Annotated in this window: 21 protein-coding genes, 1 tRNA gene and 1 pseudogene; 3 read left to right on the top strand and 20 right to left on the bottom strand. The window is 70.4% G+C overall.

The features are described from left to right. Positions 1–70 precede the first annotated feature (70 nt). Positions 71–997: an SDR family oxidoreductase gene (locus H5411_RS14975; RefSeq protein ID WP_183124132.1), complete on the top strand. Its 927-nt coding sequence runs from the start codon at positions 71–73 to the stop codon at positions 995–997. 371 nt (positions 998–1,368) lie between these two features. On the opposite strand, the pseudogene H5411_RS49300 reads toward H5411_RS14975, so the two are convergent. The 3 genes and pseudogenes from H5411_RS49300 to H5411_RS14960 form a co-directional block, all read right to left on the bottom strand. Then, positions 1,369–1,581: pseudogene (locus H5411_RS49300) on the bottom strand (cupin domain-containing protein); the annotation flags it as partial. A 504-nt stretch (positions 1,582–2,085) separates the two neighbouring features. Continuing rightward, positions 2,086–2,409, bottom strand: a complete 324-nt coding sequence (locus tag H5411_RS14965) for a restriction system modified-DNA reader domain-containing protein (protein WP_183124131.1) — start codon at positions 2,407–2,409, stop codon at positions 2,086–2,088. A 971-nt stretch (positions 2,410–3,380) separates the two neighbouring features. Beyond that, positions 3,381–3,456: transfer RNA gene (locus H5411_RS14960), tRNA-Asn, on the bottom strand. A gap of 165 nt (positions 3,457–3,621) precedes the next feature. Between H5411_RS14960 and H5411_RS14955 the strand changes: the two genes are divergently transcribed. After that, complete coding sequence (locus H5411_RS14955; RefSeq protein WP_183124130.1) at positions 3,622–3,801, top strand: hypothetical protein; 180 nt, start codon at positions 3,622–3,624, stop codon at positions 3,799–3,801. A gap of 11 nt (positions 3,802–3,812) precedes the next feature. Here the strand turns inward: H5411_RS14955 and H5411_RS14950 are convergent, their stop codons facing one another. The 4 genes from H5411_RS14950 to dnaG are packed head-to-tail and all read right to left on the bottom strand — an operon-like array spanning position 3,813 to position 7,642. Continuing rightward, entirely contained in the window at positions 3,813–4,388 is a 576-nt protein-coding gene (locus H5411_RS14950; RefSeq protein ID WP_183124129.1) for a class I SAM-dependent methyltransferase, read from the bottom strand. Continuing rightward, positions 4,388–5,155 carry a trans-aconitate 2-methyltransferase gene (locus H5411_RS14945; protein ID WP_183124128.1) on the bottom strand — a complete coding sequence of 256 codons (768 nt, stop codon included), beginning with the start codon at positions 5,153–5,155 and terminating at the stop codon, positions 4,388–4,390. Before H5411_RS14945 ends, H5411_RS14950 begins: the two co-directional genes overlap by 1 nt. 50 nt (positions 5,156–5,205) lie before the next feature. Continuing rightward, entirely contained in the window at positions 5,206–5,727 is a 522-nt protein-coding gene (locus tag H5411_RS14940; RefSeq protein ID WP_183124127.1) for a hypothetical protein, read from the bottom strand. 1 nt (position 5,728) lies between these two features. Beyond that, a complete protein-coding gene (dnaG, locus tag H5411_RS14935; RefSeq protein ID WP_376772147.1) occupies positions 5,729–7,642 on the bottom strand; it encodes a DNA primase in 1,914 nt (637 codons plus the stop codon). A 51-nt stretch (positions 7,643–7,693) separates the two neighbouring features. Here dnaG and H5411_RS14930 point away from each other — a divergent pair, with 51 nt between their 5' ends. Next, complete coding sequence (locus H5411_RS14930) at positions 7,694–8,635, top strand: sigma-70 family RNA polymerase sigma factor (protein WP_183124126.1); 942 nt, start codon at positions 7,694–7,696, stop codon at positions 8,633–8,635. 64 nt (positions 8,636–8,699) lie between these two features. Here the strand turns inward: H5411_RS14930 and H5411_RS14925 are convergent, their stop codons facing one another. From H5411_RS14925 to H5411_RS14865, 13 genes are all read right to left on the bottom strand, one after another. After that, complete coding sequence (locus tag H5411_RS14925) at positions 8,700–9,266, bottom strand: carboxymuconolactone decarboxylase family protein (RefSeq protein ID WP_101434326.1); 567 nt, start codon at positions 9,264–9,266, stop codon at positions 8,700–8,702. 64 nt (positions 9,267–9,330) lie between these two features. Further along, a complete protein-coding gene (locus H5411_RS14920; protein ID WP_246368985.1) occupies positions 9,331–11,064 on the bottom strand; it encodes a YfhO family protein in 1,734 nt (577 codons plus the stop codon). Positions 11,065–11,165: 101 nt separating this feature from the next. Further along, positions 11,166–12,239 carry a serpin family protein gene (locus H5411_RS14915; RefSeq protein WP_183124124.1) on the bottom strand — a complete coding sequence of 358 codons (1,074 nt, stop codon included), beginning with the start codon at positions 12,237–12,239 and terminating at the stop codon, positions 11,166–11,168. 34 nt (positions 12,240–12,273) lie between these two features. After that, a complete protein-coding gene (locus tag H5411_RS14910; protein WP_183124123.1) occupies positions 12,274–13,572 on the bottom strand; it encodes a deoxyguanosinetriphosphate triphosphohydrolase in 1,299 nt (432 codons plus the stop codon). Between the two features lie 30 nt (positions 13,573–13,602). After that, positions 13,603–14,250: a YdcF family protein gene (locus tag H5411_RS14905; protein ID WP_101434322.1), complete on the bottom strand. Its 648-nt coding sequence runs from the start codon at positions 14,248–14,250 to the stop codon at positions 13,603–13,605. Positions 14,251–14,698: 448 nt separating this feature from the next. Beyond that, the gene (locus H5411_RS14900) at positions 14,699–15,304 is read right to left on the bottom strand and encodes a response regulator transcription factor (protein WP_101434321.1); all 606 of its coding nucleotides are present in this window, start codon (positions 15,302–15,304) and stop codon (positions 14,699–14,701) included. Continuing rightward, positions 15,301–16,530, bottom strand: coding sequence for a sensor histidine kinase (locus tag H5411_RS14895; protein WP_183124122.1), 1,230 nt, complete (start codon positions 16,528–16,530; stop codon positions 15,301–15,303). Before H5411_RS14895 ends, H5411_RS14900 begins: the two co-directional genes overlap by 4 nt. Positions 16,531–16,554: 24 nt before the next feature. Further along, on the bottom strand, positions 16,555–17,295 hold the full coding sequence (locus H5411_RS14890; protein ID WP_183124121.1) for an ABC transporter permease: 741 nt from the start codon (positions 17,293–17,295) through the stop codon (positions 16,555–16,557). After that, on the bottom strand, positions 17,292–18,221 hold the full coding sequence (locus tag H5411_RS14885; protein WP_183124120.1) for an ABC transporter ATP-binding protein: 930 nt from the start codon (positions 18,219–18,221) through the stop codon (positions 17,292–17,294). Before H5411_RS14885 ends, H5411_RS14890 begins: the two co-directional genes overlap by 4 nt. Before the next feature lie 150 nt (positions 18,222–18,371). After that, a complete protein-coding gene (locus tag H5411_RS14880) occupies positions 18,372–19,760 on the bottom strand; it encodes a glycine--tRNA ligase (RefSeq protein WP_183124119.1) in 1,389 nt (462 codons plus the stop codon). 90 nt (positions 19,761–19,850) lie between these two features. Beyond that, complete coding sequence (locus H5411_RS14875) at positions 19,851–20,525, bottom strand: class F sortase (protein WP_376772145.1); 675 nt, start codon at positions 20,523–20,525, stop codon at positions 19,851–19,853. 715 nt (positions 20,526–21,240) lie between these two features. Then, on the bottom strand, positions 21,241–21,879 hold the full coding sequence (locus tag H5411_RS14870) for a class F sortase (protein WP_183124118.1): 639 nt from the start codon (positions 21,877–21,879) through the stop codon (positions 21,241–21,243). 3 nt (positions 21,880–21,882) lie between these two features. After that, positions 21,883–22,992: a hypothetical protein gene (locus H5411_RS14865; protein WP_183124117.1), complete on the bottom strand. Its 1,110-nt coding sequence runs from the start codon at positions 22,990–22,992 to the stop codon at positions 21,883–21,885. Positions 22,993–23,420: the final 428 nt, after the last annotated feature.

Raw genomic sequence — 23,420 nt, 5'->3', positions numbered from 1 at the left:
CTGTCAACGCACTTCGTCTACAAGGGTGAGGGCCCGATGCGACGGCCCCCCATCGACGAAGGAGTAATCGGTGATACTCATTACTGGCGCGACCGGGCTGACCGGCTCGGCTGTAGTCCGCGAGTTCGTCCGCCAGGGCCGGCCCGCGCGTGTCCTCCTGCGCAACCCCGCCAAGAGCCGGGCCTTTGCCGCCGCGCCCGGCATCGAGACCGTCGAGGCCGACCTGCTCGTGCCGGGCACTCTCGCGGCGGCGCTGGACGGGATCGACACGGTCATCCTGATCTCCGGCGCCGATGACCGGATGGTCGAGGCGCAGTGCAACCTCGTCGACGCGGCCGTCACCGTCGGCGTCAACCACATCGTGAAGGTGTCCGGGATGGGCGCCGATCCGCACTCGCCCTTTCGTTTCGGGCGTTATCACGCGCAGATCGAGCGACGTCTTCAGGCAGCCGACGTCGGCTGGACGATTCTCCGCCCCAGCCAGTTCATGCAGGTCTACTATCGCGAGATCCCGACGATGCTGGCCGACGGGACGTTCGCGCAACCGCTGGGCGACACCCGGCTGGCGCCGATCGACATCGAGGACATCGCCAAGGTCGCCTACGCGACCGCGACCGGGGGCGGCCACCGATCGGCGATCTACGAAATGACCGGGCCGGACGCGCTGACGATGCCGGAGATCTGCGCGGTTCTGACGTCCGTTGTCGGCAACCCGATCCGGTACGTCGACATCCCGCCCGAGGACAAGCGCCGGCGACTTGTCGAGGCCGGGCTCCCGCCCCGCTTCGCCGACGACCTCGATGACCTGTTCCGCCTCCGCCGGGACGGCGGGCCGGAGTCCCAGGTCGCTGTCGAGGTGTTCGAACAGCTCCACATCCGGCCCACCTCGTTCGCCGAGTTCGCCCAGCGCTCCGCCATGATCTTCCGGGGAACCTCGACACCCGACCAGTTGTGGGCATCGGGCTGGCAGAAGACGGACGCGGGCGTTGTCCAGTGACGGCGAGGCATGCTGCTGACGTCCGTTTGCGAACTGACCGGTGACACACCCGCCGTGGATCGATCTGATGCCGTGATCGCCTGTCCGCCCCAACGCCGGAATCGGCCGGGCGGCCGCCCGTACTGGCGCTTGAAGGCGTGCGCGAAGGCGAATTCCGAGGTGTAGCCGACGGTTCGGGCATAGGGCCAGTGGTGTGTCGGCATCGCGCAGGAGCCGCGCGGTGAGGGTCGGCCGCTCAGCGCCGCGGCGACTGCAGGATCGTGGAGGGCAGCGACCCAGCCGGCGGCGGTGTCGGTGACCTGCTCGTCGGGCCATGCCCGCAGGACGTGCAGGAGAAGGAGGTCCAGCAGAGCGGGCAGCATCGCCTCCGAGCCCGGGCGAGCGAGTTCCGGTTCCATGTCGAGCAGATCCAATGTCGCACGCAGTGCTGGGTGCCGTCCGGCACGCGCGGACAGGTGGATCACGTCGGGCAACTCGTTGATCAGGAGATGCGGGCGTGCCTGGTCCAGCAGGTGCGCGCCGCACAGCATGATCGACCCGGGAGACGCCTCATCGTCGTCGGGCCGGATCTCGGCCAGCGACACGGCCGCATCGTCGAGCGGCGTCGAGGGGCTGTAGGCCAGACCGTGTGAACAGGGCTACCTCAAGACGATCTACCCACAACGACGCCGCCATCCCCACTCGATCCCATCGGACGTTGTCTAGCCGCAACGAGGCCGCCGTAAGAGTCAGCGACATGCGACCGAGCGGAGGAATAGAGCACCCAGGAACCGGGCGAACTCGTCTGCTACGGCCAGCGCATCCGCATCCGGCACGTCGGTCTACATAGGACACGGGAAATGCTCAACGCCCCCGGCTTCGGCCAGCCCGTGCAAATCGACGTCTACCGACACACGGGAGACGGCTACGCGGGAGCCACCCGTCCAGCGTCTTGATCCGCTCCCGGCGAACTCTGCACCCTGTTCGTCGCCGCTGCACTGTTTCTTGCACCTCCGCAAGATCAGTGAGAGCAAAGCCGTAGGCCCTGCTGTCGCGGGGCCTCGGCATGAGCGCGTCCCTGTTCCGCGCTGACGATCTCGGCCGAAGCGCTACGGCTGAATCTCCCGGCCCGCGTTGGCGTCTTCGCACAGCTCCAGGAGCGTGCGACCGTCCTTGACCCGCCGCCATGTCCGCCAGCCCTCGCTGACTTTCCCGTCACACGCCGCCCGAACCGCAGCCGGCGGAGTGCGGTGGCGGGTTCCGTCCGCCAGTTTCAACTGGTCGTCCTCGAGCACCCGGGCCGTATGCACTTCGCCTTTGGCGCGCCGGACGTAGCGAAGCTGGTCCCCCGGCTGCACGAGTTTGCGGCCCTCGACCATTTCGAGCAGGCTGCGGGCTTCGCGCAAGTCGTGGACGACAGGAGTCGCCGACATTCCGAGGACGGCCACTTCGTGATCGACTTAAGCGCAATCCTCGGACGAGAAAAGCCTCGGAACAAACGCGCCCATTTCGTCCCAGTGCGATTCACTCGGAAAATGCCGTCGCAGCTCTCGCGAACCCCAAGACCACGGTGGGGTCATAAGAAGCTCGTGCCCCCCGGTGCTGATAATCGGCAGCATCACCGGCGAGCGTTTGAGCAGCAGCCACGCCAGTGCCAGCTGAGCTGGCTGATGCATAACGGCCATCTCGGCCCGCGGCCCGCCTGCGTCGGCCAGTGCACCGATTGCCAGCGGGAAGAAGTGGATGAACGCGATACCGTCTAAAGCACCAGGACGATTTCCCCGACAGCACTCGGTTCGCGAACCCGCGGGGTTTACGGCGCGAATGCGCCGTAAGCTCCTGCGGTCAGGCTCCACCGGACGGCAACGGCGCGCCACCCCCTCCTCCGGCGCCACCACAGTCGCACTGGACGACGCGTCGGCACCGCGAGCGAACAATATGAGCATGCCTCGTGTTGCGCGCACCAGCCACGGCTTCATCACGTCTCTGGCAATCGCTCGTCCAGACAGCTGCGACGTTTCGTCCGCAGTCCCACAGATCAACTCGTCCGTTGCCAGCCCGACGCCTCCAGGCCCGAACCGCGAAGCGACGAGTCGGAAACACGCACGCTACAGCGACATGCCCGCTCACCCCGGGTGCGGCTCCAGGGCTCAACCAGCAAGTCGAAACCGCCGCACGCATTGCATGCCACGCGTCGAGCAACGAATAGACATATCGAACTCGGCAGGTCACGCCAGGAGCGACAGCGGCCAACACAGCGTCCGCCCCGTGCCCCGAACTGCCCCGACTACCGCAGCGCGCCGCCGACGACCCGATAGCCGATCAACTGGACGACCGTCAAAATCGACACTAAATCGCCCCTACTCACAGGTAACAAAAAAGCCCAGGTCTATGACCTGGGCTTTGGCTCCCCCGCTTGGACTCGAACCAAGAACCCTCCGGTTAACAGCCGAATGCTCTGCCAGTTGAGCTACAGGGGATCGTGCTCCGCCGGTCCGGATCTCTCCGGGCTGACGGGAAGAACTTTAGCCCATGCCGTTCCGCCCTCGCACAGGGGGGTGGGTTTTCGGCGGCCGCCGCACGGAGGGCGGTTGTGTTGGACAATGGACAGTCGGAAGTCCTGCTGACGAGAGGTGTGGCCGCCGATGAAGAAGTTCCTGCTGGGCGTGGGCCTGGGGTACGTGCTGGGCACCAAGGCCGGCCGGGGACGGTACGAGCAGATCGTGCGCACCTACCGCAAACTGGCCGACCATCCGATGGTCCAGGGCGCCGCCGGGGTGGCGCGGGCCAAGCTCGGCGAGCGGTTCGGGCGCCGGAACGGCTGAGAAACCCCAGCTCAGGCCGGTTTCTGCCAGGTGAGCGAGTATCGCCGCAGCACGTGTCTGCGATACCGCGCTCCTGGCAGCAACCGCCGCGCTGCTGTGCGCACCTCGCGGTAGTTCATCCGCGGCTGCATCGCCGGCATGCCCTCCGGGCCACGCGCGCGGCGAACCGTCTTCACGATCCGCACGACAGGCGCGGCCGCGATCGTCGCCGCCCAGTCCGTCACGCTCGCGTCGCGGGCAAGGCCGACGACCACCAGTACCCCGCCCGGGTGCAGCAGGTCGCGCATCCGCGCGAGGGCCGCTTCGAAGTCCAGGTGGTGGATGGTGGCCACCGAGCAGATGAAGTCGTACGTGCCGAGGTCAGCGGAGAGAAAATCTCCCTCGACGAAGGTGTCGCCGGACAGCGAACGCGCCTGAGCGACCATCTCCGGCGACTTGTCGATCCCGGTGACGTCCGGCACCGCCTCGGCCAGTTTCCGCACCAGAAGGCCGTCTCCGCAGCCGACGTCCAGCGCGGTCGCGCATCCGGCGGGCACGGCACGGAGGACGCCCGGATGGCGGGCGACGTTCGTGTTCCAGTACGGCATCAGCCGGGGATGCTCGCGACGAAGAAGATCCGCCGGAATTCGAACCAGGTCGTGCCGTCCGGGCGCGGCGGGTAGGCCTCGTCCAGCAGCGGGGCCAAGTCGTCTTGGAAGGCGGCCCAGTCCTCGTCGGTCAGGGCCGCGCGGATGGGGCGGAGCGCGGTTCCGGTGATCCATTCCAAGACCGCGCGCGGGCCGGACAGTCGTTGCACGTAGGTGGTTTCCCAGGCGTCGACCAGGCACCCTGCGTCGGCGAGCAGATTCGCGTAGTCGCGGGGTTCGCCGACCGCGTCTTCGGCACGCAGCGTGACCGAGGACAGCCGTGAAGCCCAGGCCGGAGAGGCCGCCAGCTGCCGGGTGATGGCGTGCGAAGGGGCGGAGAAGTTGCCGGGGACCTGCACCGCCAGCACCGCTCCGGCGGGGAGTTCCGAGACCCAGCGGCGCAGCAGGTCCTCGTGTCCGGGCACCCACTGCAGGACCGCGTTCGAGACGACCACGTCGGTGTCCGGTTTCGGCGTCCACGTCCGGACGTCGCCGACCTCGGCGGCCACCCCGCGCTCCCGGGCCGCGGCGACCATTTCCGGCGAGCTGTCCATCGCCTCCAAGACCGCGTCGGGCCAGCGGCGCGCCAGATCCAGGGTCAAGGTGCCGGGGCCGCAGCCCAGGTCCACCACCCGGCGGGGCGAAGCCGCCGAGATGCGCCCGATCAGGTCGTAGAACGGCCGACCGCGCAGGTCGGAGTAGTCGAGGTACTTCGCCGGATCCCACATGAGCAGCCTCCCCAGTAAACAGTACAGCCGTACTGATTACGAGCGTACTGCTAGTCCGCGCGGTTGGCCAGCTTCTCCGCGACCTCCGCCGCGACCGCCTCGACGAGCGCCGGGTCGGTGCCGGGATCCGGGCGGACCTGCAGTTCCACGCCGTCGCGGCCGGGGACCTTGCGCTGGACGAACCACGCGCCGCCCTCGGGGAACTCGTGCCGGTGCCGTCCCCGCACCGAGCCGTCGACGCGCAGCCGCACCTGCTGCGGCACCTTCCCGGGCTGCGGCAGCCGGAACCGCACCGGCTCGCGGTCGGCCAGTACCGCGACCGCGCCGGTCCGCCCGGTCTCCTCGGATTCGGTCAGCGTGAACACGCCGTCGTCCCAGGCCGCCTTGCCGACCAGGTGCCAGCCGACGCGGCGCGCGCCGTCTCCGGACGGGATCCACAGGCCCAGCGACGTCACGACCAGGTGCCCGCCGGACTCGACCGCGGCGGCCGCGACCGGCTCCTCGCCCTCGGCCAGCTCGCCGGGGAACCGCTCGGGCAGTCCCCGGCCGAAGAACCGGCTCAGCAGTCCCACGTCACTCCCACCCGCTCGCCGCCTGCTCGCGCAGCGACTTCCGGTACTGCTCCAGCGCGACCAGGTCGCCGAAGAGGGCCCGGTAGTCGTCCGGGGCCTCGACCGGCGACAGCCGCTGCAGCTTCGACTTGATCTCGCCGATCTGCCTGCCGACGAGGTTCTCCTGCACGCTCGCGAGCACGCCGGAGATGTAGCGCGAGTCCACTTCTCCCAAGGCGCGCAACGGTTCCACCGCCAGTTCGCTGAGCACGCGGCGGACCGTCCCTTCCGGACAGTGCGCCGACGCGGCGTCCAGCAGCGCGGGCCCGGTGAGCCCGGACGCCGCCCCGCCCGCCTTCAGCACGGCCAGGTGCACCGCGACGTACACCGGGTGCGTGAACGCCTCCTCCGGCAGCGAGTCGTACTCCGGACCGGCGATCGCGGGCTGCTGCAGCGCGGCTTTGAGCGCCTCTCGCTGCGCCAGGAACCGCGGGTCGTTCGGCGCGGGACGCGGCAGGTCCTGCTTCTCCGGCTGGGGCGCCGGGGCCTCCTGCCGGGCCGCCGACCGCCGCTGCTGCGGTTCGACCGGGCCGCGCCGCGCCGCCGCTCCGGCCGCGCCGCGCACCCGGTTGACCACCTGCGCGACGTCCTGCCAGCCGACCCACCAGGCGAGCTTCGACGCGTACCCGTCCCGGCTGGCCCGGTCCTTGATCGCGGCGACCATCGGCACGGTCTTCTGCAGCGCGGCGACCTGGCCGTCGACCGAATCCAGGTCGAACTGCTTCAGCATGCTCTTGATCACGAACTCGAACAGCGGCGTGCGCCGGGCCACGAGGTCGCGCACCGCGGCGTCGCCCTTCGCGATGCGCAGCTCGCACGGGTCCATCCCGTCCGGCGCGACCGCGATGTAGGTCTGCCCGGCGAACGTCTGGTCGCCCTCGAACGCCTTGAGCGCCGCCTTCTGGCCCGCCTCGTCGCCGTCGAAGGTGAAGATCACTTCGCCGCGGAAGGCGTCGTCGTCCATCATCAGCCGGCGCAGGACCTTCATGTGGTCCTCGCCGAACGCGGTGCCCGAGGACGCGACCGCCGTCGGCACGCCCGCCGCGTGCATCGCCATCACGTCGGTGTAGCCCTCGACCACCACGACCTGGTGCCGGTGCGCGATCTCCCGCTTGGCCAGGTCGAGGCCGAACAGCACCTGCGACTTCTTGTAGATCTGCGTTTCGGAGGTGTTGAGGTATTTCGCCGAGATCCGGTCGTCGTCGAACAGCCGCCGCGCGCCGAAGCCGACCACGTCGTTGCCGAGGTCGCGGATCGGCCACACCAGCCGCCGGTGGAACCGGTCCATCGGGCCGCGCTGGCCCTCCTTCGACAGGCCGGACGCGATCAGCTCCTTCACCTCGAACCCGCGGCCCAGCAGGTGCTTGGTGAGCTTGTCCCAGCCGCCGGGCGCGAACCCGCAGCCGAACTGCTTGGCGGCCGCGGCGTCGAAACCGCGTTCGGTCAGGAAGTCCCGGGCCGGTCGCGCCTCCTCGGTGCCCAGCTGCTCGAGGTAGAACTCGGCCGCCGCCCGGTGCGCCTCGATCAGCCGGGACCGGGTGCCCCGGTCGCGCTGCACCGACGCGCCGCCGCCCTCGTAGGTCAGCCGGATCCCGACCCGGTCGGCGAGCCGCTCGACCGCCTCCACGAACGACACGAGGTCGATCTTCTGAATGAACTTGATGACGTCGCCGCCCTCGCCACAGCCGAAGCAGTGGAAGGTCCCGTGAGTGGGGCGCACGTTGAACGACGGGGTCTTCTCGTTGTGGAACGGGCACAGGCCCTTCAGGCTGCCCCCGCCGGCACGGCGCAGCGCGACGTACTCCCCCACGACCTCGTCGATCCGGTTGCGCTCACGCACCTCCGCGATATCGCTCTCCCGAATCCGTCCTGCCACGGCAACCACAATAGTTCTCCCTCCCGCCGCGCCGTGCGGCACACTCGGGACATGAGCACCACGACCGCGCTGGAGGACCTCGCCGCCGAGTTCGACGCGCACCGGCCGCACCTCATCGCCGCTGCCTACCGGCTCACCGGCACCCGCGCGGACGCCGAAGACGCGACGCAGGAGGCCTGGCTGCGGCTGGCCGGACTGGACGACGCGGGCCGCGCCGGGATCCGCGACCTGCGCGGCTGGCTGACCGCGGTGGTCGGCCGGATCTGCCTCGACCGGCTGCGGTCGGCGGCGGTGCGGCGCGAGAAGTACGTGGGCGAATGGCTGCCCGAACCGATCGTGACGCCCCTCGGCGCGCCGGCGAGCGAGGATCCGCTCGAGGCCGCGGTGCGCGACGACGGCCTGCGCATGGCCGCGATGGTGGTGCTCGACCGGCTCACGCCCGAGCAGCGCGTGGCATTCGTGCTGCACGACGCGTTCGCGGTGCCGTTCGCCGAGATCGCCGACGTCCTGGGCTGCAGCGCGGCCGCCGCGCGCCAGCACGCCTCCCGCGGCCGCCGCGCGGTCGAGGACGCCGATCCGCCCGCCCGGATCGAACTGGCGCAGCAGCAGCCGGTGCTGGAGAAGTTCGTGGTGGCGCTGCTGGCGGGCGACATCCGCGCGGTCACCGAACTGCTGCACCCGGACGTGGTGATGATCGGCGACTCCAACGGCCATTCGCGCACCAGCCGCCGGATGATCGTCGGGCCGGACAAGGTCGCCCGCTTCGTGCTCGGGGTGCTGGCGAAGTACGCGCCGGGCACGATGGAGAACGGGCGGCCGGTGCTCGTCAACGGCGACCTCGGACTGTGGATGCCGCAGCTGCCCGCCGTCGACGGCTACCTCGCCCTCGACGAGCGCGTGCAGACGTTCAGTGTGCGCGACGGCCGCATCGTCGGTGTCTACGACCAGGTCAACCCCGAGAAGCTGACCCGGATCACCCGGCCGGAGCAGTAGTCCGTGAAGGACTCCTTGAGGGAATCTGATTCCCTCAAGGAGTCCTTCACGGACCTTCCCGAGGTCACGGAATCGGGACCCGGCAGGCGTCGCCCGAGGTGAAGCCCTGGTCGACGATGCCGAGCGCGCTGTTCATCCGCGCCCGCGAGTTCTCCAGGCCGATCTGATAGGTCAGCTCGACCACGCCCTTCTCGCCGAATTCGGCGACGAGCTCGGCGATCTGCTCGTCGGTGACCGTCACGGTCGGGCCGGACATCGCGTCCGCCAGCGCCAGCGCCAGCCGCTCCTGCCGGGTGAAGAGCGGCGACGTCTCGTACTCGTCGATGTGCTTGAGCCGGTCGATGTCGAGACCGTCGTGCCGCTGCAGCATGGTGCCGAAGTCGACGCACCACGAGCAGCCGATCCGCGTCGCGACGCGGTACACGGCGAGTTCGCGCACGTTGGCGGGCAGGTGCTTCGACGCCTTCTCCGCCATCATCTCGTGCGCGATGGTGGTCCGCAGCAGCCCGCGGTGGTGCGCCACGACGGCCGTCGGCTCCGGCACCGCGCCGTACCGCTTCCCGGCGATCCGGTAGAAGAGCTTGAGCACCGGGCCGCCGTCACTGGCTCGTTTGACCGGGATACGAGGCATGTCGGGTCCTCCTTCTGAGTGGTTCGACAGGAGGAACGGGACAGCCGCGCGGGATGTGACAGCCTCAGCGATGCCCGGTGATCGGCCGCACGTCCCAGATCCACACGCCGTCCACATACTGCCCGGGTTTGCGCAGCAAGAGGTCGACGGTGGCGCGGTAGGCGTCGCTGTGCTCGCGCGGGATCAGCACGAGCACGCTGGCGTTCCAGTAGCGCAGGTCCTCGATCGCCTGGTTCCGGTCGGCGTCGGTGACCTCCTGCGCCTGGTGGGAGTCGCGGACGCGGTCGAACAGCGTCGAGGTCGGGCGCTGGTACGAGCCGTAGCGGCCGCGTTTGTCGTTCGGGCCTTGGGGGCCGACGAAGTAGCCCTCGGGCATCGCGTACCGCAGGCCGGCGTCCATCTGCCAGTGCAGCGGCTCTGACTCCCCAGAACTCGGCAGCGGCACCGGCACGACGGTGCCGCCGGGCGCGACGTAGGTCTGCCAGGTGCCATCGGCGAAGAACGCGGGCGTCGGCGGGCGTTTCTGCACGAGCAGCTGGGTCGGCGCGATCGGCAGCAGCACGGCCGCGACCGCGCCGAGCCAGATCAGCCGCGCCGGCAGCTTCAGCTCGCCCTTCTCCGCGGCGGTGAACACCCGGTCGGTCGCGATCGCCAGCAGCGCGCCGATCGCGGGCACGCACGCCATCGCCAGCCGCGATTCCAGCAGCGATTCGAACAACGGCAGGTCCGCCAGCAGTTTCCACGGACCGGGGATGCCGGTGTTCTCGTGCAGCACGGTGATTTCGGAGCCGAGCGAAAGCCAGGCCATCAGGAACATCGAGATCGCCAGCGACCGGGCCACGACCTCGCGCCGCAGCCACACCGTGATCACGACCATCAGCACGATCAGCGGCCAGCCGAAGAACGCGTTCTCCTCGGTGCGGTTCAGCGACACCGCGGCCGCCGCCTCCGGCTGCCCGGACACCGACTGGGTCGCGAACCGGGTCATCGCAGCGGTGTCGTTGCCGACCTGGCCGTGTTCCAGCCCGGTGTAGCTGTCCGGGCCGAAGAACTGCCACCACAACGGGAAAGCGACGACCACCAGGGTCAGCGCGACCGCGATGCCGCCGCCGAGGAGCACCGGCCGCACCATCGCCTTGACCTCGCGAGGCCGCGAAGCGCAGTACGCGACCGCGAAGATCAGGAAGCCGAGCGCGAAGATCAGCAGCGGCTCTTCGCCGAGGAAAATCTGGTACGCGGTGAGCACGCCGAGCCAGATCCCGTTGCGCACCGGGCGCTTGCCCTGGGCCAGCTGGATCACCTTGAGCGCGATGAACGGCAGCAGGAACCACGCGACGAAGTTCGGATGCGCGTTGGCGTGCGAGATCATCGGCGGTGCGAAACCGGCGAACGCGCCGCCGATCGCCGCGGACACCCGGTGCCGCACGAGGTGCCGCGAGAACACCCAGTACCAGGCCGCCGCGCTGCCGGCGAGGCTGCCGGTGAGCACGATCGCCCAGGTGGCGGTGGGGCCGAAGGCGAGCGTGACCGGGGTGAGCGGGATGCCGACGCCGAGCATGGCCGTGTTGGCCATCATGTTCACGCCGAGCGGGTAGTTCTGGAGGCCGCTGGTGAGCGGGTTTTCCAGGTGCTGCACCGATTTCGCGGTGACCGCGAAGAACCATTCCCACAGGTTCTGGTCCGAAGCGCTGTTCCACAAATAGCCCTGGCCGAGATCGGCCCACAGGCCGCCGAACAAGAGCACCGAGAACGCCAGGTACGCGCCGATGATCCCGGCGTCGGCCCAGGACCGGCGCATCCGCGGTTCGGCGGCGACGGCGGTCGCGCCGGGTTCGCGGGGCGGTGCTTCGGGTTTCGCTTCGGGGTTCGCGTCGGGGTTTGCTTCGGGCCGGAACACGCTCACGCGGGGCGCACCACCCGCGCGAAGAAGTACACCGCGCCGGTTTCGGCGTGGCGGACGAGCAGCAGGAACGGCCGGTCGACCCGCACCTCGAGCGGCTCGGCGGAGATGAGCGACATCGTGCGCATCTGGATCGCGGTGGCGGCAGCGCCTTCGAGGCCTTGTTCGTCCAGCCGGAGCACGGCCTGGTGCAGGATGCTGTCCACCCACAGCGGACGGTCCGGCGTGAGACCGGTCAGATCCGCGTCTTGGGTGAACAGCTCGCGCACGCCGAGGCCCTGCAGCGCACGTTCGAGGTCAGCGCGCACGTCGAGCGAGATCTTGGGCAGCGACAGCTGGATTTTGTGCTGCTTCGGGCTTTCCACGAGCGCGCGCAGCGACTGTCCGTCGAGCGCGGCTTCGGCGCTCTCGAGGTCGCCGTCCGGCAGCAGGATCACCGTCTCGACGCCGCCCTCGGCCGCCAGCCGGACGACCTCCCAGCCGTTTTCGTGCGCGTAGCCGACGGATTCGTCCAAGTGCATCGTCGGCACCTGGCGCACGCCTTCGGGGGTGTGGAAATCGGCGTCCGAGGTGGCGCGCTCGGGGAACGGATGCCGCCAGGCGGTTTTCAGGTAGAGCGCGTTGACCAGGCTGGCGCGCGTGTGCGGGTGGATCGCGCCTTCGGGCAGCAGCTCGGGGATCAGCCCGTGAGTGGTCTGGTCCACGTCGGTGTTGATCCGCTCGCGCGCGCCCTCGGGATCGGTCTCGAACGGCGCGGTCTCGGCTTTGCCGCCGGGCCAGCGCACGAGTGCGGCCTGGAAGCTGTCCTCGACGGCGATCCGGTCCGAGGCCCAGAGCGTGTTCGCGACGGCCAGCTGGACGTCGTCGCCCGGCTCGGCCGCGGCGTGCAGCAGGCCGCTCTGGTCGCGGCCGAGCACGCCGGCCAGCTCTTCCGCGGTGCGTCCGCGTGCCGCCTGCTCGGCCAGGCCGAGCGCACTCGCCGCCGAGTAGGGCGAGAAGCACGCGTCGCTTCCCGGGGGCGCGGTCGCACCGTGCAGCGCCAGGGTGAAGGTGAGGTGGCTGTCCAGGGCCATGCGGCGACCGTACCGGAACGGGTGGTCGCGCGGCTCACGGTTCGGCAGGCGGCGCCGTTCCGTGCCGTCCGGTGTGCCATCGATGCCATTCGTACGCCTGCGCGTCGGTGAGCGACGCGACCTGGTCCACCACTACCCGTAACCGCGCCGCGTCGTCGGAGGCCGCGTTCCACGCCGGCACCAGCAGCGGGTCCAGTGCCTCGGGCGCGCGCCGGCACAAGGCCGCCACCAGCTCGGTGATCACCTCCCGCTGCCCGTCCTGCATCGCCAGCCGGCGGCGATCGCTCATCACGTACCGCAGCGCCAGCGCCTTGAGCAGCGCCACCTCCGCCCCGACCTGCTCGGGCACCGCCAGCCGCGCCGCGTACCGGGTGAGCGGGCCCTCGCCGTAGCCCGCGCGAGTGCCGGTCACCGCGGCCGAGGCGAACCGTCCGACGAGCTCGCTGGTGAGCCGTTTCAGCGCGACCTGAGCGCGCAGCGAACCGTCCGGCTCCGCGCGCACCAGCTCGGCGACCACCGGCAGGTCGAGCAGCTCTTTCGCCGCACCCTCCAAAGTGGACACCGAGAGCGTGGAGAAATGCCGGGCGGCCGCCTCGGCGACGGCCGCGCGCTCTTCCGGATCGGCCAGCAGCCGCAACCGGATCCGCCCGGCCAGCACCCCGTCCTCGACGTCGTGCACCGAGTACGCCACGTCGTCGGACCAGTCCATGATCTGCGCTTCCAGGCACCGGCGCAGGCCCGGCGCGCCCTCGCGGATCCAGCTGAACACGGGGGTGTCGTCCGCGTAGACGCCGTATTTCGGCTCCCCGGACCGGCGCGGCCACGGATACTTCGTGGTGGCGTCGAGACAGGCCCGGGTGAGGTTGAGCCCGGCCGTCGCGCCGTCGGGTCCGACCGCCTTGGGCTCCAGCCGGGTGAGGATGCGCAGCGTCTGCGCGTTGCCCTCGAAGCCGCCGCACGCCTGGGCCGCCTGGTCGAGCGCGTGTTCGCCGTTGTGGCCGAACGGCGGATGCCCGATGTCGTGCGCGAGCCCCGCGGTGTCGACCAGGTCCGGGTCCGCGCCGAGCTCCTCGGCGATGCCGCGGCCGATCTGCGCGACCTCCAGCGAATGCGTGAGCCGGGTCCGCGGCGCGCCGCTGACCTCCGCCCCCTCGCCCGGCCCGACCACCTGAGTTTTGCCCGCCAGCCGGCGCAGCGCGGCGGAATGCAGCACCCGCGCGCGGTCGCGGGCGAACGCGCTGCGCCCGTCCGGCCGCGCACCGGCCAGCGCCGCGCCCTTGGGTTCCTCGGCCAGCACGCGGGCGCGGTCGTGCTCGCGGTAGCCGTCGCTCACCCCGCCAGCTTAGGCGCGGGGACCGACAATTCAGCCCATCGTCGTGCCGAACAGGTCGTCCGCGGGCGACTTGGTCAGCTCGTAGAACAGCAGCGCGCCGGTTTCGCGGAAGATGTAGCGGACCTGCGTCGACCGTTCCTGCACGATCGGCCCGCTGTGCGTCGGCGCGGTCCACGCCTCCAGCCCGAGGTCCTCGGACATCGTCCGCGACCGGTAGGAATGCCACGGGTCGCTGACCAGCACCACCGAACGCCAGCCGCGCGCCTTCACCTGATCGGCGACCGCGCGGAGGCTGCGCAGGGTGTCATTGCCCTCGCCGACCGGCAACGTCGCGGATTCCGGCACGCCGTGTTTGGCCAGCCATCGGGCCCCCGCCGTCGCCTCGGTGAAGTTGTCGCGAGTTTTCTTGCCGCCAGCGGTGATGACGGTCTTCGAAACGCCTGCCGCGTAGAGTTGCCGGGCCTTCTCCAGCCGCGCGGTGAAGATCTCCGAGGGCTTGCCGTTGTATTGGGCGGCGCCCAGCACGACGATCGCATCCGCCGGTGTCCGGTCGTTCTCGCGCGCGACCTGCCACACGCGGAACGCGGTGCCCCCGATGACCGCGACAAGGGCCAGCACCGCACCGAAAACGATGCGGCGCACCCAGTTTCCCGCCGTAGGACCTGTCCGCGCATCCATGGCGGCCATCCTCGCAGAGCCGACCTCCGGTGGCGGGAAGGCACCCCGGTGCCGCCCTGGCGGGGTCCCCCTTCCATTGAGGTTTTGATCAGCCCACCGCGCGCAGCACCTCCGTTTGAAGGCAGCGGCCAAGGCGCACGCCCACAACGGCGGTCCTATGGTTTGCCGAGGTGAGTGCGGCGAGGTCTGCTGCGTGGCATTCGGTGCGACGGACACACCCCAAGGGCCCCACGTCGAGGTTTCTCAGTGGTGGGTGCGGCGTCGGCGGCGCGGGGTTCTTGTCTCTGCCGATCGGCCCGGCGCGCGATGCGGAGGTCCGTGAGCGGAACCGCGCGGCCCGTGACCTCTCAGCCGGTGCTCCGCACCGACCCGGCGAGCAACACGACAGCGAACTCGCCGCACACCCGCGCCGCGAGACTTCAGTGAGCCGCTTGGCGCGGAGCCGAAGCTAGAGCCAGCCGCGTTCCTCCGACAGCCGCACCGCCTCCGCGCGCGTGCGCGCACCAGTCTTCCCGATCGCCGACGACAAGTGATTGCGCACAGTTCCGTCGGACAGGAAGAGAGATTTCGCGATGTCCGCGACCGTGCTGCCGTCCTTGGCCGCGCTGAGCACGTCGCGTTCCCGGGCGGTCAGCGGGCTGGTTCCGGTGGCGAGCGACTCCGCGGCCAGCGCCGGATCGACCACTCGCAGTCCACTGTGGACTCGGCGCACCGCCTCGACGAGCTGTTCCGGCGGCGCGTCCTTCACCACGAACCCGGCCGCGCCCGCGGCCATGGCGCGGGCCAGGTAGCCGGGGCGGCCGAACGTCGTGCAGATGATCACCCGGCACGCCGGGAGCGCGGTTTTCAGCTCGGCCGCCGCGGTGAGGCCGTCCATGCCGGGCATCTGCACGTCGAGCAGCGCGACGTCCGGCGCCGTTTCCTTCGCCGCGGCCACGACCTCGTCGCCGGTGCCGACCTGGGCCACCACTTCGATGTCGCCTTCCAGGCCGAGCACGGTGGCCAGCGCGCCGCGCACCATCGCCTGGTCGTCGGCCAGCAGCACCCGGATCATGCCAGTCCTCCGGCGGGTTCGGCCCGCACCGCGACGGCGGATCCGTCCGGGCTCGGCTGCCGGACTTCGGCCCGGACGACCCATCCTCCCCCGGGCCGCGTCCGCGTCGCCAATGTGCCCCCGATCGCGGCCAGCCGTTCGGACAGTCCGCGCAACCCGTTGCCCGGCGCGACGTCCCCCACCGCACAGCCGTTGTCCTCGACCTCCAGCCAGTCGCGGCCCAGCCGCACCTTCACCGACTTCGCACCGGAGTGCCGCAGCACGTTGGTAATCGCCTCGCGCAGCACATAGCCGAATGTGCTCTGCAATTCCGGCCGGACGTTGTCCACCGCGTGCGGCAGTTCGGCGTCGATCTCCGCCGCGCGCAACGCCGCCCGCACCCCAGCGATCTCCGCGGGCAGCGAAACCTCGCGATATTCCGACACCGTCGCCCGCACGTCCGACAACGCCGAACGCGAAAGCCCTTCGACCTCTCGGATCTCCTGCACCGCGCGGTCGATGTCGCCGGAGCTTTCCAGCACCCTCCGCGCCACACCGGACTTGACCGTGATCGTGGTGAGGCTGTGCCCGAGCAGATCGTGCAGATCCCGGGCGACCCGCTCGCGTTCGTTGGCGACCGCGAGCGTCCCGATCTCCTGGTTCGCCAGCTCCAGCCTGCGGATCACCCGGATCAGATTGGACATGAAGAACATCGCCGACGTGACCGAGACGACCGTGATGACGTCGCTGAAGTGCTCCGACAGCGCCCCGCGCAGGTACAGGACCAGCACCAGCAGACCCAGCGCGGACCCGTTGAAGATCACCGCCCAGGCAGCCGGGAACAGGAAGGCCAGCGTCGCGGTGGCGTAGAGCAGGATGTACGGGCTCGCGTCCGCGACCAGCGCGCACAGCAGGCCCAGCACCAGCATGACCCCGCCGAACCAGAGCTTCACCCGCCGGGACTTGCCGAAGACCGCCGGGAACACGACGTAGCAGAGCGCGTACACGTCGATCAGCGCGAAGAGCAGGATCCGCATCCACAGCGGCCCTGGGTCCTGGATCAGGCCCCGGGTCGCGGGGATCAGGTACGGCAGCAGGAAGCCGACCGCGAAGATCGGCCACCCGATCTTGTGCGGTCCCCGTCCCCGGCGCACCGGCGGGTCGTCCCACCAGGACGCCCGGTCGGTGAGCCCGAACCGCAGCGTCGCGGGCGTGCCGGTCGTCGCCTCCCGCCCGAGTGGCCACACGTCGTTCTCCCCTCCCCGGCCCGGTCAGACCCGAGCGCTGTCCTTACGGTATCGCCTGACCACGACAATCCCGAGCGCCAGCGTCCACGCCCCGAGCACGCCGATCGCGGTCGGCAAGCTCACCAGCAGCTGATTCGTCACCACGGGCCGGACCAGCCCGAGGACCCAGTAGGTCGGCATGATCTGCGCGACGTCGTGCATCCAGGACGGCATGCCGTCCAAGGGGATCCAGAGCCCGCCGAGGAAACCCATGCCGAGGGTGACGATCATGCTGATCGGCTGCATCGACTCCGGAGTGCCGAACTGGCCCAGCAGCAGTCCGAGCAGCACCAGCGGAACGGTGCCCAGGAAAATGCCGAGGAAGACCCGCATCCAGCCCGCCGGGTCGAGGTGCACGCCCTGGGAGAAGGCCGCGATGACCGGCACCAGGATCAGCGCGGGCAGCCCGGCGAGCATCCCGGACAGCGCTTTGCCGCCGAGGTATCCCGCGCCGGACAGCGGGGTCAGCCGCAGCTGCCGCTGCCAGCCGCCGGCCCGTTCGATCGCGAGGCGGGCGCCGTTCGTGGTGGCCGCGGCGAAGGCGCCGAACGTCATCATGTTGACCATGATCACGCCCGCGATCGCGACGTGGTCCGCCGCCGACTGGTCGGTGAACACCGTGGCCTGCAACAGGAACATGAGGACCGGGAAGGCCACGACGAAGATCAGGAACCGCGGCGAGCGGAACAGCCTGCGGGTTTCGACAACCAGGTAGGCGGGGTTCATCGGACTGCTTCTTCCGTTTCGTCGGAGGTCAGGGAAAGGAACGCGCCCTCGAGGCCGACCGCGCCGATCTCGATGTCGCGCACGGCCGGGACAGCGGCGAGGAGCGCGCGCAAGGTGGTGTCGGAGTCCGAACTGGACAGTGCGACGCGTTCGCCGCGCAGTTCGAAGGAGGTGACCGCGGGCAGCGTCGAGACCAGCTGGTCGCTGATCCCGGCGGGCAGCACCGCGCGGATCGTGCGTCCGCCGGCGAGAGCGCGGACCTGCGCGACGGACCCGTCGGCGACGACCGCCCCGGCCCGCATCAGCACGACCCGGTCGGCGAATTCCTCGGCTTCCTCGAGGTAATGCGTCGCGAACAGCACGGTGCGGCCGGTGTCGGTGAACGAGTACATCGACTTCCAGAACTCGCGCCGGCTGCCGACGTCCATCGCTGCGGTCGGCTCGTCGAGCACCAGCAGATCAGGGTCCGACACCAACGCGACCGCGAAGCGCACGCGCTGCTTCTGCCCGCCGGAAAGCTTGTTGGCGCGCCGGTCGGCGATGTCCTCGACGCCCGCGGCGCGCAGCGCGTCCCGCACCGGCATCGGACGGCGGTGCAGTTTCGCGACGAGACCGACGGTTTCGCGCACGGTCAGGTCGTCCAGCAGCGTGCCGCCCTGCAGCATCGCGCCGATCATCCCGGCGCGGACGGCGTCGGCGGGCGTCTGGCCGAACACCGAAACGGTGCCCTCGTCGGGGGTGGTGAGCCCCAGAATCATGTCGACGGTGGTCGATTTGCCCGCCCCGTTGGGCCCGAGCAGCGCCACCACTTCCCCCGGCGCGATGGTCAGGTCTACGTGGCTGACCGCGCGCACGTCGCCGTAGCGCTTGGCGATCCCGCCCAGCCGGATCGCCGCCCCCGCCGCGATTTCCTGTGTGTTGTCCATGGCTTGAAGCGTGCCGCGCCGGGGCGGGCGGCACGCAGGCCGAGCGTCACGACCCGACCGTGACAGGTGTCAGGGGTGACCGGGGCGAAACGCCGGACGGCCCTCCCCGCGAGTGCGGGAAGGGCCGTCCGGAACGGGTTTTCGCGGCGGTCAGCAGCCGAGCAGGCGACCGGCCAGGTACGACTCGACCTGGTCGATCGAGATGCGCTCCTGGCTCATGCTGTCGCGCTCGCGGACCGTCACGGCGTTGTCCTCGAGCGTGTCGAAGTCGACCGTGACGCAGTACGGCGTGCCGATCTCGTCCTGGCGGCGATAGCGGCGGCCGATCGCCTGGGCGTCGTCGAAGTCGACGTTCCAGTGCTTGCGCAGCCGCGCGGCCAGGTCGCGCGCCTTCGGCGACAGGTCGGCGTTGCGCGACAGCGGCAGCACCGCGGCCTTGAACGGCGCGAGCCGCGGGTCGAGGTGCAGCACGGTGCGCTTGTCGGTGCCGCCCTTGGCGTTCGGCACCTCTTCCTCGTCGTACGCGTCGACCAGGAACGCCATCATCGAACGGCCGACGCCCGCGGCCGGTTCGATCACGAACGGCCGGTAGCGCTGGCCCGAGGCCTGGTCGAAGAACGACAGGTCCACGCCCGAGTGGTTCGAGTGCGTGGTCAGGTCGAAGTCGGTGCGGTTGGCGATGCCTTCCAGCTCGCCCCACTCCTGACCGGCGTTGAACGCGAACCGGTACTCGATGTCGACGGTGCGCTTCGCGTAGTGCGAGAGCTTTTCCTTCGGGTGCTCGTAGTGGCGCAGGTTCTCGGCCTTGATGCCGAGGTCCTTGTACCACTCGGTGCGCGTGTCGATCCAGTACTGGTGCCAGTGCTCGTCCTCGCCCGGCTCGACGAAGAACTCCATCTCCATCTGCTCGAACTCGCGCGTGCGGAAGATGAAGTTGCCCGGCGTGATCTCGTTGCGGAAGGACTTGCCGATCTGGCCGATGCCGAACGGCGGCTTCTTGCGCGAGGCGGTCTGCACGTTGAGGAAGTTGACGAAGATGCCCTGCGCGGTCTCCGGGCGGAGGTAGGCCAGGCCCTCCTCGGTCTCGACCGGGCCGAGATGCGTCTTCAGCATCATGTTGAAGTCGCGCGGCTCGGTGTACTTGCCGCGGGTGCCGCAGTTCGGGCACGGCACCTCGGACAGGTCGTCCTCGGTGGTGGCCTTGCCGGTGCGCGCCTCGAAGTCCTCGGCGAGCTGGTCGGCACGGAACCGCTTGTGGCACGAAAGGCACTCGATCAGCGGGTCGGTGAACACGTTCACGTGCCCCGAGGCGACCCACACCTGGCGCGGGAGGATGACCGAGGAGTCGATGCCGACCACGTCCTCGCGGCCCTGCACGACGGTCTTCCACCACTGGCGCTTGATGTTGTCCTTCAGCTCCACGCCGAGCGGCCCGTAGTCCCACGCCGACCTGGTGCCGCCGTAGATCTCTCCCGACGGGAAGACGAAGCCACGGCGCTTGCACAGACTGACGACGGTTTCGATGGTATTGGCGGGCACTCCACGCTCCGGACGCATGCGGGGACGGTTATCGGACTTGAAGGTCCAGCGTATCCGGCCGGTCCCCGGGGCCTCCGCGCAGGTCGGAGGTCACGAACGGGTGACCGGCGAGGCCGTGACGACCCGGTTGTCGTCGTAGCCCTCCTGGCCGCCCACGTAGTCGCCGCCGCACGTGACGAGCACCAGCCGGTGCGGGCCCTCGGGGTCGAACAGCTTCGCGGATTCGGCGGCCAGGTCCGATTTGTGGATCGTGCGGACCTCGTCGATCTTGTACTCCCACTGCTTGCCCGCGGTGTCGGCGACGCTGACGACCTGGCCGGGTTTCATCCGCCACAGTTCCTGGAACGGCCCGGACTCGCCCGCCCAGTTGACGTGCCCGGAAAGCAGCGTGACACCCTGCGCGGCCCCGACCCCGGACCCCCACCAGGCCGCTTCGCCGAGGCTCTTCGGGATCGGCAGCGCGCCGTCCGCGCCGACCTCCTCGGGAATCAGCTTCGCCTGCCCGCCGCCGGGCAGCTTGACGGTGCCAGGGGTCTGCCCGGGGTCCGGCGGGGTGTTCCCAGCCTGGCTGCTCCCGCCCGGACCGGCGCCGACCTGCGCGGTGCCGGTCTGCTGCCGCGGCTGCGCCGAGTCAACGGTGTCCTTGCCGGTGAAGAAGATCAGCACGGCGGCGATGGCTGCCACTAGTACGACGGCAGCCACGACGATCACTGCGCCGCGTTTGCGTGCTGGTTGTGCTTGCGTGCCCTGCATCGTGCTCCCCATGGTCCGGAGGTTTCTCCGGGGAGACATGCGGTGGGGAGGTGATGGGGTTGCAGGGATCTTCGCCTGGATGGCGGGTGGTTCGCGGCCTTGATCTTGGCGGCCTTGTCCTTCGCTGGTGTCTTTTCGCGGGTGTTTCGGATGAGCGGACCCGCCACGCGGCACAGCTGGTGCGAGGTTCCCAGCCGTCCCGGCTTGGACGGCTCGGTCCGGCCGAATCAGTCCGAGCAGTTCACTCCGGCCGGGCCACTCCGCCCGGGCCAACCCGGCCAGTCAGTCCAGCCAGGCCACGCCAGCCAGTCAGTCCGGCCCGGCGAGTCCAGTTCTGCCAATCCGGCCCGGCTGCTCCAGCCCGGCTATTCCGGCTCGGTCAATCCGGCCGGGTCAATCCCGCCAGGCCCCTCCGGCCGGGCTCGTCCGGCCACACCACTCCGGACGGGCCGATCCGGCCGAGTCAATCCAGCCGGGTCAATCCAGCCCGGCCACTCCGGCCAGGCCACTCCGGCCACGTCACCCCGGCCAGGTCAGTCCGCCGGGCTAGCCCACCCCGGTCAATGCAGCCGGGTCAATTCCGCCCAGCCGCTCCGGGCAGGCCACTCCGGCCACACCACTCCGGACGTGCCAATCCGCCGAGTCAATCCAGTCGGGTCAATCCAGCCCGGCCACTCCGGCCAGGTCAGTCCGGCCACGTCACCCGGGCCAGGTCACTCCAACCCGATCAATCCGGCCGGGAGACCAGGTCCGCCGTGACGATCCGGTTCTCGTCGTAGCCTTCGGTGCCGCCGATGTAGTCGCCGCCGCAGGTGACCAGGACCAGGCGGTGCGGGCCGGTCTGGGCGAACCATCCGGGGGCTTGCGCGGGCAGTTGTTCCTTCGGGATCGTGGTCGCGCCGGTGACGCGGTAGAGCCAGCGGCCGCCGGAAGCGTCGACGATGCTGACGTTGTCGCCGGTGTGGACGCGCCACAGGTCGTCGAAGGGACCCTTCGTACCCGCCCAGTTGACGTGTCCGGACAGCACCGCCGCGCCCTGCGCCGCGCCGAGGCGGGCGCCCCACCACGCGGCGTCGCTGAGGCCGCGCGGGATCGGCAGGATGCCTGCCTGGGTGATCTCGGTGCGCTTGAGCCGAGCCTCGGAACCGTCCGGCAGCCGGATGCTGCCGGGGCGTTGCAGGCCGATCGCCTGGCCGTCCGAGGGCAGTTCGGCGGGCGCGCCGTCCTCGCCCGGCAGCGAACCGGGCGGCGGGTCGGCGACCGCGACCGGGGACGGGGCGGGCACCCAGGTCAGGACGATCACGCCGGCCGCGATCGCCAGGACGGCGATCACCGCCGACGCGACCGTCAGCACGGTGCGCGGCACGGTCTATTCGCCGCGGGAACGGACGACCCGCGCCGCGCGGCGACGGCCGAGCACGATCGCGACGGCGCCGAACAGCAGACCTCCGCCGAGCAGGCCGAAGCCGAGCGGCAGGCGCAGGTCGTCCGACGGTGCGGCAGCCTGCGGGCCGAGGTAGCCGGCCGGGACCTCGGTGGGCACCGACGGCTGCTGGACGGTGCTTCCGCTGCCGGAGCCGTTGCCAGCCAACGCGACGAAGTCCTTCGGGATCGAGCAGCTGACGCCGCCGAGCACCATGGTGGTCTGCACGTCGCTCAGCTTGGTGTCCTTGGCGTCGCGCGCGTGCGTGGTGATTTCGACGCGCCAGCCCGCCTGCGCGGTGACGTCGCCGGAACGCCAGCCGTCCTGCTTGATCAGCTGGTCGAACCCGGAAACACGGGACACCACGAGGTCCGAGGTGGTCTTGCCGGGGTCGCTCTGCGGCACGTCGGTCGGCGAGCCCATCTTGAGGCCGGTGACGCTGAGCGTCCCGCTGGCGGGCATCGCGACCTGCTTCAGCGCGTCGTCCTCGCCGCGCACCCAGACGCGGGCGGCCGTGGTGGTGCCGGTGACCTTGCCGGGACCCGAGCAGTCGACCGAACTGCGCGCGCCCTCGAGGACCAGCATCGTGTTGTCGACCGGCTTGGGCTTCTTGCGGCCGTTGTCGCGCAGCGCGTAGTTGGTCTCCGCGACGGCGGTGGGCACGTGGGTGGTCTGCAGCGCGGCGACGACCTGGTGATCGCGGCTCGCGATGCCCGCCGGGTACGGGCTGGCCGAGCTGTCGCCGTACTTGCCGAGGTCGATCTCGTAGTTCGGGCCGAAGGTGTTGCGCTCTCCGTCGTTCTTCGGCACCGCGACGCGGTCCGTGCCGAGCTGCGACTGACCGGGGGTGAGCGGGGACCGCTGGGTTTCGGTGATGAGCGCGCCGCCGTGCTGCGGGTCGCCGCCGAGCCGCACGGACGCCACGTTGGCGAACGACACCGGACCGGTCTTCTCGTCGACGGCCTGCCCGGCCTGGGTCTGCGCCGCGGCGGCCGGGGCCAGCGCCGGCAGTGCCACCAGGGCCGCCACCGCGGCCTTCGTCACGAAACGAGTCATGTCTCCCCACTGCCCTCCGGCGGCCCCGAGCGATCCGCCACCCTACGAGACGCGACGAATCGCCCCCGCGACAACCTTGCACCGTCCGCCACCGCTTGCGAAGCCGACAAGCCAAATCTTCACGAACTCACCCGGTCGGGTCAATCCGGAACGCCCGGTCCCCCGGGACCCGGCGATCACCGCGCCCGGGGAAGGGAACACTACGATGGCGGCGAAGGTTATCGGCAATGACATCCGGCTTCGGAAACGCCGTCCCCTGGCCGGCCCCGGCCGAGGGGTGCGGCGAGACGGAGCGGACAGCGGGACGCGAGTGGAGGCAGCGATGACGTCGGCACCTTCGAGCGCCCTGTCCGACGGTCCGGGCGCCGGCTCTCCGGGCGCGGGTCCTGCGGCGGACGGCACCGGCCCGGCGACGCCCGGGACGCACG

The sequence above is a fragment of the Amycolatopsis echigonensis genome (genome assembly GCF_014174495.1).
In the GTDB taxonomy this organism is placed as follows: domain Bacteria; phylum Actinomycetota; class Actinomycetes; order Mycobacteriales; family Pseudonocardiaceae; genus Amycolatopsis; species Amycolatopsis echigonensis.
This window is presented reverse-complemented; position numbering and strand designations above follow the sequence as displayed.